14 protein-coding genes are annotated in these 14,165 nt (G+C 57.8%); 7 read left to right on the forward strand and 7 right to left on the reverse strand.

The genetic code is table 11. The annotated features are described in order from the left end of the window. Positions 1–6: 6 nt before the first annotated feature. The 3 genes from JNM28_05175 to JNM28_05185 form a co-directional block, all read right to left on the reverse strand. Positions 7–849, reverse strand: coding sequence for a hypothetical protein (locus tag JNM28_05175; GenBank protein ID MBL8067819.1), 843 nt, complete (start codon positions 847–849; stop codon positions 7–9). Then, complete coding sequence (locus JNM28_05180; GenBank protein MBL8067820.1) at positions 846–1,436, reverse strand: RNA polymerase sigma factor; 591 nt, start codon at positions 1,434–1,436, stop codon at positions 846–848. The genes JNM28_05175 and JNM28_05180 overlap by 4 nt, the downstream gene beginning before the upstream one ends. A gap of 87 nt (positions 1,437–1,523) precedes the next feature. Then, on the reverse strand, positions 1,524–2,879 hold the full coding sequence (locus tag JNM28_05185; GenBank protein MBL8067821.1) for a glycosyltransferase family 39 protein: 1,356 nt from the start codon (positions 2,877–2,879) through the stop codon (positions 1,524–1,526). A 131-nt stretch (positions 2,880–3,010) separates the two neighbouring features. On the opposite strand from JNM28_05185, the gene JNM28_05190 reads away from it, so the two are divergent. From JNM28_05190 to JNM28_05200, 3 genes are all read left to right on the forward strand, one after another. After that, on the forward strand, positions 3,011–4,012 hold the full coding sequence (locus JNM28_05190; protein ID MBL8067822.1) for a thioredoxin family protein: 1,002 nt from the start codon (positions 3,011–3,013) through the stop codon (positions 4,010–4,012). Positions 4,013–4,191: 179 nt separating this feature from the next. After that, positions 4,192–5,322, forward strand: coding sequence for a thiamine pyrophosphate-dependent dehydrogenase E1 component subunit alpha (locus JNM28_05195; protein MBL8067823.1), 1,131 nt, complete (start codon positions 4,192–4,194; stop codon positions 5,320–5,322). Position 5,323: 1 nt separating this feature from the next. Beyond that, a complete protein-coding gene (locus JNM28_05200; protein ID MBL8067824.1) occupies positions 5,324–6,331 on the forward strand; it encodes an alpha-ketoacid dehydrogenase subunit beta in 1,008 nt (335 codons plus the stop codon). On the opposite strand, the gene JNM28_05205 is transcribed toward JNM28_05200, so the two are convergent. Next, on the reverse strand, positions 6,328–7,368 hold the full coding sequence (locus tag JNM28_05205; GenBank protein MBL8067825.1) for a hypothetical protein: 1,041 nt from the start codon (positions 7,366–7,368) through the stop codon (positions 6,328–6,330). The two genes, JNM28_05200 and JNM28_05205, sit on opposite strands and share 4 nt — an antisense overlap. A gap of 149 nt (positions 7,369–7,517) precedes the next feature. Here JNM28_05205 and JNM28_05210 point away from each other — a divergent pair, with 149 nt between their 5' ends. The 4 genes from JNM28_05210 to JNM28_05225 are packed head-to-tail and all read left to right on the forward strand — an operon-like array spanning position 7,518 to position 11,822. Beyond that, a complete protein-coding gene (locus JNM28_05210; protein MBL8067826.1) occupies positions 7,518–8,777 on the forward strand; it encodes an ABC transporter substrate-binding protein in 1,260 nt (419 codons plus the stop codon). A gap of 31 nt (positions 8,778–8,808) precedes the next feature. After that, positions 8,809–9,852 (forward strand): branched-chain amino acid ABC transporter permease, encoded by a 1,044-nt coding sequence (locus tag JNM28_05215; GenBank protein ID MBL8067827.1) that lies wholly within the window; start codon positions 8,809–8,811, stop codon positions 9,850–9,852. Then, positions 9,849–11,057, forward strand: coding sequence for a branched-chain amino acid ABC transporter permease (locus JNM28_05220; protein MBL8067828.1), 1,209 nt, complete (start codon positions 9,849–9,851; stop codon positions 11,055–11,057). Before JNM28_05215 ends, JNM28_05220 begins: the two co-directional genes overlap by 4 nt. Before the next feature lie 15 nt (positions 11,058–11,072). After that, positions 11,073–11,822 (forward strand): ABC transporter ATP-binding protein, encoded by a 750-nt coding sequence (locus JNM28_05225; GenBank protein ID MBL8067829.1) that lies wholly within the window; start codon positions 11,073–11,075, stop codon positions 11,820–11,822. Positions 11,823–11,835: 13 nt separating this feature from the next. Here JNM28_05225 and JNM28_05230 read toward each other — a convergent pair whose 3' ends face one another. From JNM28_05230 to JNM28_05240, 3 genes are all read right to left on the reverse strand, one after another. Beyond that, a complete protein-coding gene (locus JNM28_05230; GenBank protein MBL8067830.1) occupies positions 11,836–13,119 on the reverse strand; it encodes a hypothetical protein in 1,284 nt (427 codons plus the stop codon). A gap of 6 nt (positions 13,120–13,125) precedes the next feature. Then, positions 13,126–13,518 carry a CBS domain-containing protein gene (locus JNM28_05235; protein MBL8067831.1) on the reverse strand — a complete coding sequence of 131 codons (393 nt, stop codon included), beginning with the start codon at positions 13,516–13,518 and terminating at the stop codon, positions 13,126–13,128. Positions 13,519–13,648: 130 nt separating this feature from the next. Beyond that, entirely contained in the window at positions 13,649–14,113 is a 465-nt protein-coding gene (locus JNM28_05240; protein MBL8067832.1) for a hypothetical protein, read from the reverse strand. Positions 14,114–14,165: the final 52 nt, after the last annotated feature.

Below are 14,165 nucleotides of genomic sequence, written 5' to 3' on the forward strand. Positions count from 1 at the left end.
GGCTCGTTACCGGTTAGCCGAGCGGTCGGCTGGCTCTCCGGCGCCAGGGCGGCCGGTCGGGATCGGCTGGAGCCCGGAATCCGGATCACCTGGGCCGGAATTCGGCTCCACAAATCCGGGGAGCGTGCCTGCCCCGGGGGCGTTGGGGTCTCGCGCGGGAATGAGGAGGATCGAATCGGGGGACTGCACCGAGGCGGTGAACCCGAGTTCCGCCCCCAGTTTTTCCAAGACTTGGAGGGCGGGCAGGTCGCGGAAATCAACCGCAATGGTCGGGTCGGGCATGCCTGGGGCCGATTCCAACCGGATGCCCGCTTGGATCCCGACATCGTTGAGGGCGGCCGAAAGCGAGGTCTGCCGGGCGACAAGGGTCACACGCCGGTCAACTGGTCGTTCGGCTTGGATGGGCGGCGTATCCCCCGGGCCGGTCGTCGTTGGCGGATTGTTCACCGGATTCGGCAGGGAGTTTCCGCCGGATTGGGGGTTGCCGTTGTTGGCCTCGATTCCCGGTTTGATCTGCCCAGGGTCGTAAGTGGGTTCGGGCGCATTGCGGGATTCGATAAACCGAAGTGTGCCGAGGGTGGCAAAAACGGCACCGGCCACCAAAATAGCGGCGGCAAGCGCGGCCGCCCAGCGGGGCGGCCCGGCAGAAAGGGGTCTGGCCGAAGGCATGAACCGCTCGGGCTTTCGCTTGGGTGCCGCCGTGACACCTTTGAGCCCGGCGATCATATTGATGCGCGATTGCAGTTCTCCTTTGAGCTCAGGATGCTGCTTGAGGAACGCGTCGATCTGCTTGGCATCTTGGTGCTCGGCCAATTGCCACAAGATGTCGTTGTATTCGGTGGCGCTCACAGTCCCACTCCGTCGATGGTTTCCCCAGAAATCTTCTCGTAGGCTTCGCGCAACCGTTCGCGGGCTCGGAACAGCCTGGTTTTTGCCGCGTTGGCCGAGCACCCCATGCTATCGGCGATTTCTTGCAGGCTGAGTTCATCGCCATAAAACAAAGTGAGGATCGCCCGGTCGTTGGGGTGGAGTTGCCCCATGGCTTCATTGATCCTGGGATCGTTGTCTTCGGTGGGCGGGACTCGCTCCGGAATGGATTCGATTCGGTCGTCGAATTCGGCTTCCCGTTTTTTGTATTTGAGCTTGCGCGCTTGCTGGATCGATCGGTTGACGGCGATGCGGAACAGCCAGGTCGAGAACTTAGACCTGCGATCGAACCGGCCGAGGTTCTTATAGACGAGGGTGAAGATCTCTTGGATGGCGTCGGCGGCTTCGTCGGCGTCTCGCAAAACACCGTAGGAGATGCCGTAGACCCGGTCGTAATACTTTTCGTAGAGGGCTTGGAAGGCATGGGGGTCTGACGACAAAACCCTATCGACCAGCAAGAGATCCTCGTCGAATTGTTCAGGTTTCACGTGGTCGTATGCCTTAGACAACACCTTGAGTTTGGACGAAAAGCTGATTTAGCGGGTTACCGGGATGGGTACCGCACAATTGCGGGAGTGCCCTTTTCGGCATCGGGGTCATTGCCCAAGCCTTAGCGGGAACCCTTCGGAAATCGCTTGAAGGGCCGCCAAATTCAACAGTCCGAGGAATACCGCGGGGACGATCCAGGCGGATTGAGGTTTATCCTTGGTCAGCCTCACCGCTCCAAAGGCGAAAAAGTAGGAAAAGGCGACGAGCGCGGGGAACAGGTATCTTGCCTGGCCTTGGAAATATTGCATGTTGAACCGGATGAACAAGGCCGTCGCGAAAACTAGGAGCACAGCTGACAGGATCAAAAGGTGGGATGGCGCGGGCAAATCTTCTTCGGCGGCTTTTGCCGATTCTGCCTTTAATCCCAGCAAACCCAAGATCACAATCCCGGCGAGGATGGCAAAGATGGCCGAATAGAGGGCGCCGGATTGGTCGGGCCGCATGGAATCGAAGAGGAACACATCCATGTATCCGAATGCGCCGACGAACGACCGGGCTGTCCACCACAGCACCATGTTCAACCAATACCCCCATGCCCCCAATGCCCCGATGAAGAGTGAGGCTTGCGGCGAACCGGTGAAGGCCGCGTTGAAGACGGACAACGCAAAGAAGTCCCCGTAAAGCGATTTGTTTCGCATTAACCAGGGAGAGGCCAAAATTGCCGGCAACACCAGCGCCAACGCAACGGCTTGCAACCCCGGCTTTGCCCCATTTTTGCGCCAGGAGATCAGGAACGCGCCAAGGATGACGGGGAAACAAACAAGGGCCGTGGTCTTGGTGAGCAATCCGAGCCCAGCGAGCAGCCCGATCGTGAGGGCGACCTTGTTATCCCAACCTTCATGGATGCCCTTGAGGGACAGCGCGAACACCCAGGTCACCAAACAATAGAGGAGGGGATCGTTTGAAACCGCGGCGTGGAGGGCGATGTTCATGGGCAACAGGGCGGCAAAGGCCGTTGCGGCCAAGGCGACATCTTGCCGGCGCAACCCCCAGATCCCGGCGAAATAAATGCCGAGCAAAGTGCCAATGCCGATCAGCGAGTTCAAGAATCGGAGCCGGAATCCCGCTCCAGGGTCCGTCGGGTCGGCTCCTGTCACGGTGGACCATCCCGCAGCCAAGATGTAATAAAGGGGTGGTTGGTGGGCCTGGTAATTCTCGTAGGCGTCTGGTGAGCCGGGGACAAGCACGGGGAAACCCTTTCCCGATTTGACAAACGCGATGTAGTTGGCATGCTGCCGTTCGTCTGGGGCACCGATATCTTCGGCCCGCTGGGGCCCGCCCGTGGCCGGATCGCGCTGATGCTTGAGGAAACCGCCTTGGCGATACGGGGTCAGGGAGCTATAGACCCCGGTCAAGATCAGGAAGACGGCGAGAACCGCATAAAGGGCGGGAGGCAGCTTCATCGGCGTTTTGCAGTTTAGTCGAGCCTGGCGCGGATTTTCTCCCGCTCTTGGGAAACTTTCTGTCCAGATCCAGATTCCCGGTAGAATAGGGGGAACGATCCCCAACGGGTCCCCGTTACGTAGAGGCAACCATGAAAGGAAATCGCATCCTATTCGCCCTTCCGGTTTTGGCGGCAGCGGTCGCGGCGACCGCGCTTTTGTCCGCTCCGGCATTCGATAGTTTCAAAACGACCCTCTTGAAGGCCGATGGCCTCTCGGCCGACGTCCAGGTTTCGGTGGTTGGCGGCACAACTTCTGCCTATTCGATCCAACTGGCTAAGCCCGATATGTTGCGCCTGGAGACTGCCGATAAATTGATCGTTGCCGACGGCAAGGAGATCACGACCCTGCTGAAGGATAAGAACGAATACTTCACCGCCGAACAAACTCCGCAAGGGCTTGCGGAAATCCTGGGTCAGGCCGACCTGCAGGTGTGGCAGCCGTTCTTCAACGAAAAGGCTTATGGCAAGGTCGCCCGGGTTGAAAAAACCGGCGAGAAGAAGGTCGGTGGCGAATCCACGGACGTCATCCGCGTGGAAGCGGATGCCAAAGGTGAAACGATCATGGATTTCTATCTGAGCCAGAAGTCGAAAATGCCGGCCCGCTTGGCGATCAACACCAAAGGCATCTCCGGAACTGAAAGCAAAGTGTTGGCAATGTCCAACGTTCAAGTGGGCAGCCGCCCGGCCGACCTGTTCACTTTCAAGGCCCCGAACGGTGCCCAAAAAGTCGACCTGAGCGTGATGAACCTGGGCAAGTGGCTTTGGGATTACGACCAAGCATTCAAGCTGGCCAAAGCCAGCGGCAAGATGGTGATGATCGACTTCATGGCCAGCTGGTGCGGCCCCTGCCACATGATGGAAGACCAAGTCTTTTCCACGGACGAGTTCAAGAAGGCGACCGCGAACATGATCCTGCTCAAAGTCGACGTCGACAATTCGCCCGACCTGGCCCAAAAATATGCGATCGAAGCCATGCCTTCGGTCAAGTTCATCAAACCGGACGGAACCATTGTCCACGAGTTCCTTGGTTATGGCGGCTTTAGTCAAGTGATGAACGAAGTCGAAACGGCTAAGTCCAAGTACGGCAAGTAACCCTATCCGTTGATTGAAACGGAAGTTGGCCCCGGAGTCGCTTGGCTCCGGGGCTTTTTATGCCGAGAATGTTGGAATGGCCCCAGTTCGGCAATGCCTAGGCAGGGCAGTAAGCCGACGGTAAAATCCACGGACTTTCAACCTGGGAGCACCAATCCGGCGAGAAGGAGAAATACGTAGTGGCGACCACGACAACGGACACGGAGAGTGCCCAGAACCAAGGGCAGCAAAGTCCGGTGAGCCGGCCGAGCGATCGGCTCACCCCTGACGATTACCGCGAGCTGTTGCTCCAGCTTTATTTGGCCCGGTATTTCGACGTCCGCTTGATTAAAGAAAAGAAGCGCGGCCGTTTGAGAGGCACGCTTTACAGCAGCCACAACCAAGAGGCCGTGCTCGTCGGATCGCTTTTCGGGTTGGAACCCATGGATTGGATCTCGCCGATCCACCGGGACATGCCCGCCTTTTTCCTCAAGGACTTTCGGTCAGGTTGGGAAAACCCAGACCGGATGGGGATGACGATCGAAGAAGTTTGCAGCCAAGTTTGGGGCAAAGCCACGTCGCCTGGCCGTGCCCGCGACAACTGGAGCCACATCGGCAGCAAGGCCAAACGGATCATCCACTCGACATCGATGCTGGCCGGGACGATCCCCGCTGCAACTGGAGTCGTGTTGGCCGACCGCTTGAACGGGCTGAACACGGTTGCGGTCACGTTTAATGGGGAAGGTTCTACGGCCCAAGGCGTCTTCCATGAGGCCATCAACTTTGCCGCGGTCGAAAAACTGCCGGTGGTGACGATCATCGAAAACAACCATTGGGCTTATGGCACCCCCACCCACTACGAATATCCGCTGGCGGATTTTGCGCGGCGGGCGGACGGCTACGGGATCCCGGGATTCATCGCCGACGGCCAAGATGTCATCGATGTGTACGACAAAGTCATGATGGCCGTGGAGCACGCCCGGGCTGGGAACGGCCCCAGCATCGTGGAATGCAAGACATTCCGCGCCTATGGGCATGGCGACCACGATGACGACCGGGCGGAAAAATACCGCCCGAGCGAAGAAGTCGAAGCCGGCCGCAAGCGGGATCCATTGGCGGTGATGAAGGCGAAAATGATGGAACTCGGGTACCTCACAGTTGACGAAGCGATGCAACACCAAGCCGAAGGGAAAGGTGCTGGCGAAGTCACTGACCATGATTTCCCCCAAAAAGTTGTCGACTACCTGACCAAGGGTGTCCAATTCGCGATCAAGGCTCCATTGCCCGATGAAACCGAGGCGGCGATGTGGGTCTTCCGGGAGGCCAACTGATATGGCGGCACCCGTTGCAACCGAACTCAAAAAGAATTACCTCACGGCGCTCAAAGAAGCGATTGCCGAAGAGATGGATCGGAACCCGGACATGATCTGCATGGGCGAAGACATCGGTGCCCTTGGCGGGGCGTTCGGCGTCACCGACGGCCTGGTGGCCAAACATGGCCGATCGCGGGTTTACGACATGCCGATCAGCGAGGCGACCATTGTGGGAACCGCCTGCGGACTTTGTCTAAATGGCAAGACCGTGATGGTCGAGATGCAATTTATCGACTTCATTTCGTGTGGATTCGACCAGATCGTCAACATGACGGCGACCTACCATTACCGGACGGCCGGCGAAGTCAACATCCCAATGGTCATCCGTGGCCCTGCTGGAGCCTACGGCGGCGGCGCGCTTTACCACAGCCAGATGAACGAAGCATGGTTTGCTAACTCACCTGGGCTGAAAATCATCTGCCCAAGCACGGTCTATGATGCCAAAGGTTTGATGAAAGCGGCCCTCCGCGACCCGAACCCCGTTTTGGTTTACGAAATCAAAGACCTTTACCGTCGGCGCGAAATCGAAGAAGTGCTGCCCGAAGAGGATTACATCGTCCCCATCGGCAAAGCACGGATCGCTCGCGAAGGCGATGACGTCACGATTGTTACCTACGGGCAAAACGTCTACCACGCTCTTGCGGCGGCCGATGAGATCCAAAAGGAAGGTTTTTCGGCAGAAGTTATTGATATCCGGTCGCTCGTTCCGTTGGATGAAGAGACCATCATCGAGTCCCTGAAGAAAACCAACCGTCTTGTGGTCGTCAACGAAGCCCCAATGACCTGTGGGTTTGCTGGCGAGATCATGAGCCGGATGACGGAAAAGGCCTTTGAATACTTGGATGCCCCGCCGGCGAGAATCACCCGTATGGATACGCCGGTGCCTTGGGTCAAACCGTTGGAACTCTACGTTCTGCCCAGCGTTGCCAAAATCACCGAAGCGGCCGTCAAGGCTTGCCGGTACTAAGGCACAAATCGGCCGATGGCCAATGGTAGGGAAGTCCGCCGGTCGTAGAGGGCCCAACGGAACGGCTCGCCCTTGGAGGGCGGCCCAGTGGTTCCATCGATTTTGATTGAGAGATACTGGCGCATGATGGCCACCCCAATCTCGTCGCCTTGCGGGATGATTTCAACGCTTAGGTTGCGGAGGTCGTTCGGGCCGGTGATGAGCTTTTCAAGGCCGAGGGCTTTTGCCATTGGCAACAAATCGGCTTCTCCTTCGATCACGGTTTCCACCGGGCTAGGCCCAGGGGCGGATTCAAAATTGACAACCTGTTTAAGATAAGATTCCGCAGGTAATTGCCATAAATCCTTGTCTTCCCAAGCCAAAAAGATCAGGTTGCCGTCCTTGGCTCCCCAAATGTCACCATTCTTGGCCAGCGGCGAATTAAACGTGACGGAAAGTGCGCCGGTGCAAACAATTGGGTCGGATTTATCAAAGTCCGGAGCTTTTGCCTTGTAGATAAACTGGTGGATCCACGCGGCCATGGCATTGTGCGGGGTGATGCCGGCGCTCCCAAGCCGGACGACGTCGCTGCCGATCCGTTCAGCCATTTCCGTTTGGAATTCGGTTTGCATGGGGGTTGGCCAGATCATCCAAACCGCGCTCCCGAATTTCATTTGGTGATTTTCTGGTTGGACAAGCGGGATGTAGAGGTCGTTAAATCCCTGAACCAGCGGGTATTCATCGGGAGAGTCGGTGTGCAAAAAGGTGGCAGCCTCGGTGAATGTCTTGCCTTCGGATGCCGCTAGCAGGGTGAGCCCGGTCTGGTAGGCAGTGACGATGGGGAATGCAAAGCCCCCATCTTGGCGCGAGAATTCTGATCCGCAATATTGTGAAAACGCCAGGTAACTCCTGCGAAACTGGGCTAAATCGTCGGCATCGGCTTGGCGTGCCGTCGGGGCATAAATTTGGGTGGGGATCTTATAGGTTGTGTTGGAGCGGCAACTGGCCAGGCAGAAGAAAGCGAAGACCAGGAGCGGCATGGTTTTCGCCGTCCGCATGGTTCCAGTTTAATCCTGGGGTGGGGATTTCTTTAGGCCGTTGAGCGGTTTGTTCCGTTGGGGGGAATCATGCGGGAAAATTCCTGTATACTCGGCGGCACCAAAGCGGCCGGGTGGATTGGGGCCCGCCGCGCTTGCTTGGATTGACTATGAAAAACGGATTGCTTCAAATCGCAGGGCTCACGCTTGCCATCGCCGGCATGAGCCTTTTCGGCGGATGCAAGGATCCCGGCAGTGCCGGGTCTACGGGCAGCACCACCGGCTCATCGACTTCGGGTTCGGGCGGCACGGGCGGAACTGCCAGCGGCGACACGATCAAGATCGGGATGGTTGCCAGCCGCAACGGTGAACTCAGGCCCTGGGGCACTGACTGTGAATCGGGCGGCGTTTTGGCCGTCAAGTTAATCAACGACGCCGGAGGAATCGGCGGCAAGAAGATCGAGCTGATCGTCGAAGATTCCAACTCCAAACCGGAAGAAGGGAAATCGGCCGCGGCCAAGCTGGCGGGCGACGGGGTTGTGGCCATCATCGGCGAAGTTGCGAGCGGCATCACCAAACAAATGAAGATCGTGGCGCTGGAAAAGGGCATCCCGATGGTTGCCGTCGGGGCCACCAACCCGGACATCACGAAAGATGGAAAAGGGCTCATCAGCCGCGTGTGCTACACCGACGACCTGCAAGGGCCGGTGATGGCCAAGTTCGCCTATGACCGGGGCCTGCGGCGCGTGGCCGTCATGACCGACAAGAAGCAGCCTTATTCCACGGGCCTCACCGCCACGTTTAAAAAGAAATTCGAGGAGTTGGGCGGCAAAATCGTCGCCGATGAGAGCTATCAATCCGGAGACACGCAGTTTAATGGCCAGCTGACCCGGATCAAGGGCCTTAACCCAGACGGCATTTTCATGTCGGGTTACTTTAACGAAGTGGGCCCCATGTCTCGCCAGGTGCGCCAGCTGGGCATGACGGCCGACAAGGTCACCCTGATGGGTGGCGACGGGTGGGATAGCGCCGACCTCATTTCAAGCGGCGGCGACGCCATTGTGGGCGGCTTCTTCTGCAACCACTACAACGACAAGGAAGAGCGGCCGGAAGTCAAAAAGTTCCTGGAAGATTACAAGGCGGCCAACAACGGCAACTTGCCCGGCACCACGATGGGGGCATTGGGTTACGATGCGACGGCTCTTGTCCTCGATGCGATCAAGCGCGTCGCCGACTCGGGCAAAGAGATTAATTCGGCCAATGTGGCGGCAGCGATCATGGAAACCGAGAACTTCCACGGCGTCAGCGGCGATATCACGCTCAAGGGGACGACTGGCGACCCGGCAAAGCGGGCCCTGATCGTCGAAGTGAAGAAAGACGGGTTTGTTTTCTCCAAGGAATACACCCCCGCCGAAGTGCTGGGCCAATAAATTTGGCCCAGCCCCTTAACTGAGCATGGCGATGGATTCGGTTCTCCATTTGGTGGCTGGCTTCACGCTGGACTTTTCATCTCTTCCGCAACAGCTTGTAAATGGCCTGGTGATCGGCGCAATCTATGCGCTGATCGCCCTGGGCTACACCATGGTTTATGGGGTGTTGAGGTTGATCAACTTTGCCCATGGCGAAGTGTTCATGTTGGGTGCCTACACGGCCCTGTTGACGTCGTACACGATGGGCTTTACGCCGGAATTGGTGAAGAAGGGCGTGATGCAGGGCCACCCCCTTACCAGCAGCCCGTTCAACCTGGTGATCCTTATTTTGGCTTCGATGGCGGTTTGCGCGGTCATCGGTGCCGTGATCGAATTCCTCGCCTACCGTCCGATGCGGAACCAATCGCGGATTGCCGCATTGATCACGGCCATCGGGGTCTCGCTGTTCCTGCAATATGGAGGGCAACTCTTTTTGCCGGCAAACCCCCCGCCAAGCGTGGTTCAGGAAGTGAATCCGTTCCAAGGGGTCATCAACCATTCCTTCCGGAAGGCGGTGATCGCCCAGGATGGCAGCGTAACCAGCCCGGCAATCGAGCTGACGGTGACCCAAGGCAAAGTGATCATGCTGGTGACCGTGGTCGTTTTGATGGGCCTGCTGACTTACCTGGTGATGTACACAAGGGCCGGCCGGGCGATGCGGGCGGCTAGCCACGATTTCGATTCAGCTTCTTTGATGGGGGTGAACGTCAACCGCGTGGTCACCTTCACGTTCATGCTGGGTTCGGCTTTGGCGGGAGCGGGGGCCATGATGCTAGCCACGTTCGAAGGGACTCCCCTGCAGCCGTTTTATGGTCTTTTGCCGGGTGTCAAGGCGTTTGTGGCGGCCGTTTTGGGCGGCATCGGCAACATTCCCGGAGCGGTGCTCGGCGGAATCGTCATGGGGTTGGCGGAGACCTTGGTCGTCTGGTTGGGATTTAGCCAATACAAGGATGCGGTGGCATTCGTCATCCTGATCTTTGTGCTCTTGCTCAAGCCGGGCGGACTCTTGGGGTCTGACAAGGTGGAAAAGGTATGAGCCTCGGCAAGATCCTAGGCGTCCGGGCGGTTTCAGTGGTGGTGACCGTGTTGCTTTGCATCGGCGCCGAAGTCTTACTGAAACAATTGATCCGCGACGACTATTACTTGCGCTTGTTCTTTTTGGCGGGCGTTTACGTAACGTTGTCGGTCAGTTTGAACCTGATCAACGGGATCACGGGCCAGTTCTCGATTGGGCATGCGGCGTTTTACATGGTGGGGGCTTATGCGGCTGGCCTTTCCAGCAATGCCCTTTTTGCAAAGCAACCACTGGATATGCCCGCCTATCTCGTGGTCTCCACCGTGATCGGCGCGGCGGCGGCGGCTGTTGCCGGCCTCATAGTTGGTTTGCCGTCGTTACGGTTGAAAGGCGACTATCTCGCCGTCGTCACGTTGGGGTTTGGAGAGATTCTGCGCATCACCATGCAGAACCAAGAACAGTGGGGCGGCTCCTACGGTTACAACTTGGATAACAAATACCGATCCATTGCCCTGGTGTTCATGTTGGCGATCTTGTGTATCGCCGTTTGCCGGAACCTCCTCAAATCGGTTCACGGGTTGCCGTTCTTGGCGGTGAGGGAAGATGAAGTGGCCGCCCAGGCCATGGGGATCAATCTGACCAAGACAAAGGTCGTGGCGTTTGTCGTTGGGGCTGCTTTTGCCGGTGCCGCCGGAGCGCTGTTTGCCCACGAAACGCAGTTCATCAACCCAGATTTGTTCAAGATGGACGTTTCTTTCTTGATCTTGACGATGGTCGTTCTCGGGGGCACGGGCTCCATCACCGGTTCGACCATTGCCGCGGTCTGCCTCTTCATGATCCCAGAAATGGGCCGGATCGCCAAGTTCCAAGTCTCGCAGGCCATGTTGGTCTCGCTGCTGGTTGTCGGGATTGGCGCGATGGTCTATGCGGTTCGCTATGTTCAGAACCGGGTTCATTTGGAAAAGGGGCCCCAAGCCATGGCCTTCGCCGGGGCGGTTTTTGTGCCGCTGACTTTGGCAACAGTGGTGGGGAAGATTTTGGAAAGGTTCACCATTCTGGGCGACAAGGTGTATGAATCTGCAGATATCCGGTTGATGATCTTGGCCGTTGTGCTTTTGGTGGTCATGTTGATCCGGCCAACTGGTTTGCTTGGCCATCATGAGTTCAGTTGGGACGGCGTGAGGCGGCTCTTCAAGGGCCGGGCGTCTCACCAGGAGGCTGCATAAGTGCCGCTTTTGAGCATGAAAGATGTGACGATCCGCTTTGGCGGGTTGACGGCCGTGAACAAGGTCAACTTTGATATTGAAAAGGGAGACCTTTTTGGCTTGATCGGGCCGAACGGGGCCGGTAAGACGACCTGCTTCAACATGATCACGGGCGTTTACAAGCCGACCGAAGGGAACGTGATTTTCGAGGGCCGGGACATCTCTGGGCTCCCGCCGAACCGGATCGCGCAAACGGGGATTTGCCGGACGTTCCAGAACATCCGGCTTTTTAGCGCGCTCAGTGCTTTGGAAAATGTGATGGTGGGGGCCTATCTGCGGCACCAGACATCCCTCCTGAGCGGATTCCTCCTCACGCCTCGGGCCATCAAAGAAACCGCTGAACTCCGTAAGAAGTCGATGGAGCTTTTGAGCGTGGTCGATCTGGCCGAAGAGGCACACACGCGATCGGCAGACATGAGTTATGGCAAACAACGCCGGCTAGAGATTGCCCGGGCGATGGCGACCGACCCCAAACTCATCCTGCTGGATGAACCGGCCGCCGGGATGAACCCCCAAGAAAAGGACGAGTTGCGGGCCGTGGTCCACCGCATCCGGGACGAGTTCGAGAAAACGGTTCTCCTCATCGAACATGACATGAAATTCGTCATGAACCTGTGTGAGAAGATCGTGGTGCTTGACCACGGCGAGGAGATCGCCTATGGTGGCCCGGACGAGATCCGCAACGACCCCAAGGTGATCGAGGCGTATCTGGGCGAGCCCGTTTGACCCTTGAAGCGCGCTATTGCTTTTTCATTGGGATTTTGGCGATCACGGTGCTGCCTTTGCCTTGGGAGTTGGCATAACTTTGAATCGTCCACAGGTCGGTGAGATTGTCGCCATCGACAACTGAGCCGCTGTAATCGCCCCAGGCCCCGCCTTCGGTTGCTGCAATCCCTTCGGCCAGATTGTAAAACCGCCCCAAAGTGCCTGGCTCGTCGCCGGCTTGGCGAATTGCCGCCCTGGCACTGATGAACATTTCGGGGCTGGTTTCCTGGAATCCAACAAGGACATCGTTTTGGCGGTTGACGGCCAAGGTCGTTTGGATGTAGCTGCTGGTCGGGCTTGCCAGTTGCCCAAACTGGATGCGGGAGCCATCGAGCCCATATTGGTGCCATTGCACGCCGGCTCGGCCGCTGACATTGACAGTTTGCGAGAACCAAAGCGATCCGCTTTGGATGACGAGATTTTTGGGGTTCCGGTCGCCGGAAGCAGTGCGAACCGCGACGCCTTTCATCGGGGAGGCTGGGGGATAGGCAAAGTTGGGGATGGAGTGCGGCTTTCGGGTGACGGAGACGATGTATGGGGTTCCGTCCCGGCTCTCGGATACCCGAGTCAAGACGATGTCTTGGTCCGTGAGTTTGACAAAGTAAAGGTCATCCTGGCTGTCTTGGGTGTAGACAGGATGGCCGAGGCTCCCAGAAAAGTGGAAGACGGTGGCGGGCTTGCCAGCCGTCACCTCGCTGACCTTCATCACAAAGGTCTGTTCCGATCCTCCCGGGAACGAAACCCCAATCCATTTGCCGCTATAGCCAATGGCACCGCCATCCACGCCATTGGGTGCCGGGACGGCATAGGTGTTCCAGGGGCCGGTCGGATTTTGGCCTTGCGATATGGAGACGTTCACGGGCTTTTTCCCTTCTTTATCCCAAGGGTTCCACAGTTCGAATCCAAAAAACCGGCCATGAATGCTATAGATGAGTTTAGGATCTATTCCTGAATTGAACTCAGATTGGGGGACGCCTTGGACGTAATTGCCTTTCTTATCGTAGATGACAAGGCCGCTGTTTGTCCCGTGGAGGACATATCCTCCCCCGACAGCAATCTGGGGGTCGACTTGCCGGTTCCCATCGGTGCTCCCATCAAAAGTCAAGATTCCGCCGGTGGTGCGGGGGTTCCCCCCTTGCTTGCGGACTTTGGCGGTGCCGTTTTTGTTAAAGCTTTCCGAATGAATCGGAGTGATGACTTCTATCCGCGCGGGCTTGGTTTCGGCAGTTTGGGCAAGGATTAGGGCGAGGGTGACCATGGAGTTTCAGCTGGCAGAATCCATGAGCAGGGCCTGCATCAAATCGATGCGGAGGACGACCCCGAGGAGGACTCCAGATTCGACTACGGGCAGGATTGTCAAACCCTGGCCGAGCATTTGGTGCAGGGCGTCGCTGATTTCGGAGGCGGCGCTGGCAACGGTCGGCTTTTCTGTGGCAAAGAGGTAAGCGGGCTCCTGGCCGATGGCGGTGACTTTGCCGGTTTTCAATGTTGCCCGAGCGAGGTCTCCCTCCGTGAGGACATGGGTTGGGCGCAAATCGTGGTCGACGATGACGAGGGCGGGGAACTGGTAGATGTCCATTTTGTCCACCGCGTCACGGACGGTGCTTTCGGCCGTGAGGGTCGGGATATGGGCATGGAGGACTTCCCGCAGGGTCATCGGATGAGATTATGGCCGCTTTGGCCGGAGCCGCCCGGCCCGGGGCCACTCCCTCGTCGGCCCTTGCGGGCCTCCTCCGCCCCGGGCGGCACCGTTGCCGGCCGTCGGAAGCGCGAAGAGTGCGGCGGAGTTACCAATAAGGCGGAAAGGTCACGCCGTCTTTGCCCCGGTCGAACGAGTCGACGATTTCGAACGTATCGGCTTTCCAACCCTTTTTCGGGTCGCGTTTCAGCGTGGCCTGAATGACGATGCTTTCGTTGTCGTTGATCGAGGTCTTTTCTTTGCCGACGACGATGATTTTGGCGACTTTGTCGTCGCTTTGCATCACTTTGTAGTAACTGACCTTGCCATTAACCTTTGCGGATTTGAAGACGGCGGCGGCGGCGTCGGCCATCCCTTCGCCGTTCATTTGTGTCCTGACTTCGGCATAGACGTAGGGCCCGACAGCGGCGATCAGGGCGAAAAGGGCCATCCACCGCCAAGAGCGGAATTCGTCGTGCTTCTTAACGCTGCGGAAGATGGACATCACGATTGTGGCGGCTCCGCCGACGATCAAGGCGCCGACCAAGTAGGCGATCATTCCAAGTGCGCTCATCTTCTAGGGCTCCAATCGGGATTATCGGTTCGGGGCCTACTTCCGCATTAGG

This window comes from Armatimonadota bacterium (assembly GCA_016789105.1).
Taxonomy (GTDB): domain Bacteria; phylum Armatimonadota; class Fimbriimonadia; order Fimbriimonadales; family Fimbriimonadaceae; genus UphvI-Ar2.

Coding starts and splice junctions, on each gene's coding strand:
- JNM28_05200 (MBL8067824.1), top strand. CDS start 5,324: ATGGCGGCACCCGTTGCAACCGAACTCAAAAAGAATTACCTCACGGCG.
- JNM28_05230 (MBL8067830.1), bottom strand. CDS start 13,119: ATGGTCACCCTCGCCCTAATCCTTGCCCAAACTGCCGAAACCAAGCCC.
- JNM28_05215 (MBL8067827.1), top strand. CDS start 8,809: ATGGATTCGGTTCTCCATTTGGTGGCTGGCTTCACGCTGGACTTTTCA.
- JNM28_05185 (MBL8067821.1), bottom strand. CDS start 2,879: ATGAAGCTGCCTCCCGCCCTTTATGCGGTTCTCGCCGTCTTCCTGATC.
- JNM28_05240 (MBL8067832.1), bottom strand. CDS start 14,113: ATGAGCGCACTTGGAATGATCGCCTACTTGGTCGGCGCCTTGATCGTC.
- JNM28_05225 (MBL8067829.1), top strand. CDS start 11,073: ATGAAAGATGTGACGATCCGCTTTGGCGGGTTGACGGCCGTGAACAAG.
- JNM28_05205 (MBL8067825.1), bottom strand. CDS start 7,368: ATGCGGACGGCGAAAACCATGCCGCTCCTGGTCTTCGCTTTCTTCTGC.
- JNM28_05220 (MBL8067828.1), top strand. CDS start 9,849: ATGAGCCTCGGCAAGATCCTAGGCGTCCGGGCGGTTTCAGTGGTGGTG.
- JNM28_05235 (MBL8067831.1), bottom strand. CDS start 13,518: ATGACCCTGCGGGAAGTCCTCCATGCCCATATCCCGACCCTCACGGCC.
- JNM28_05210 (MBL8067826.1), top strand. CDS start 7,518: ATGAAAAACGGATTGCTTCAAATCGCAGGGCTCACGCTTGCCATCGCC.
- JNM28_05190 (MBL8067822.1), top strand. CDS start 3,011: ATGAAAGGAAATCGCATCCTATTCGCCCTTCCGGTTTTGGCGGCAGCG.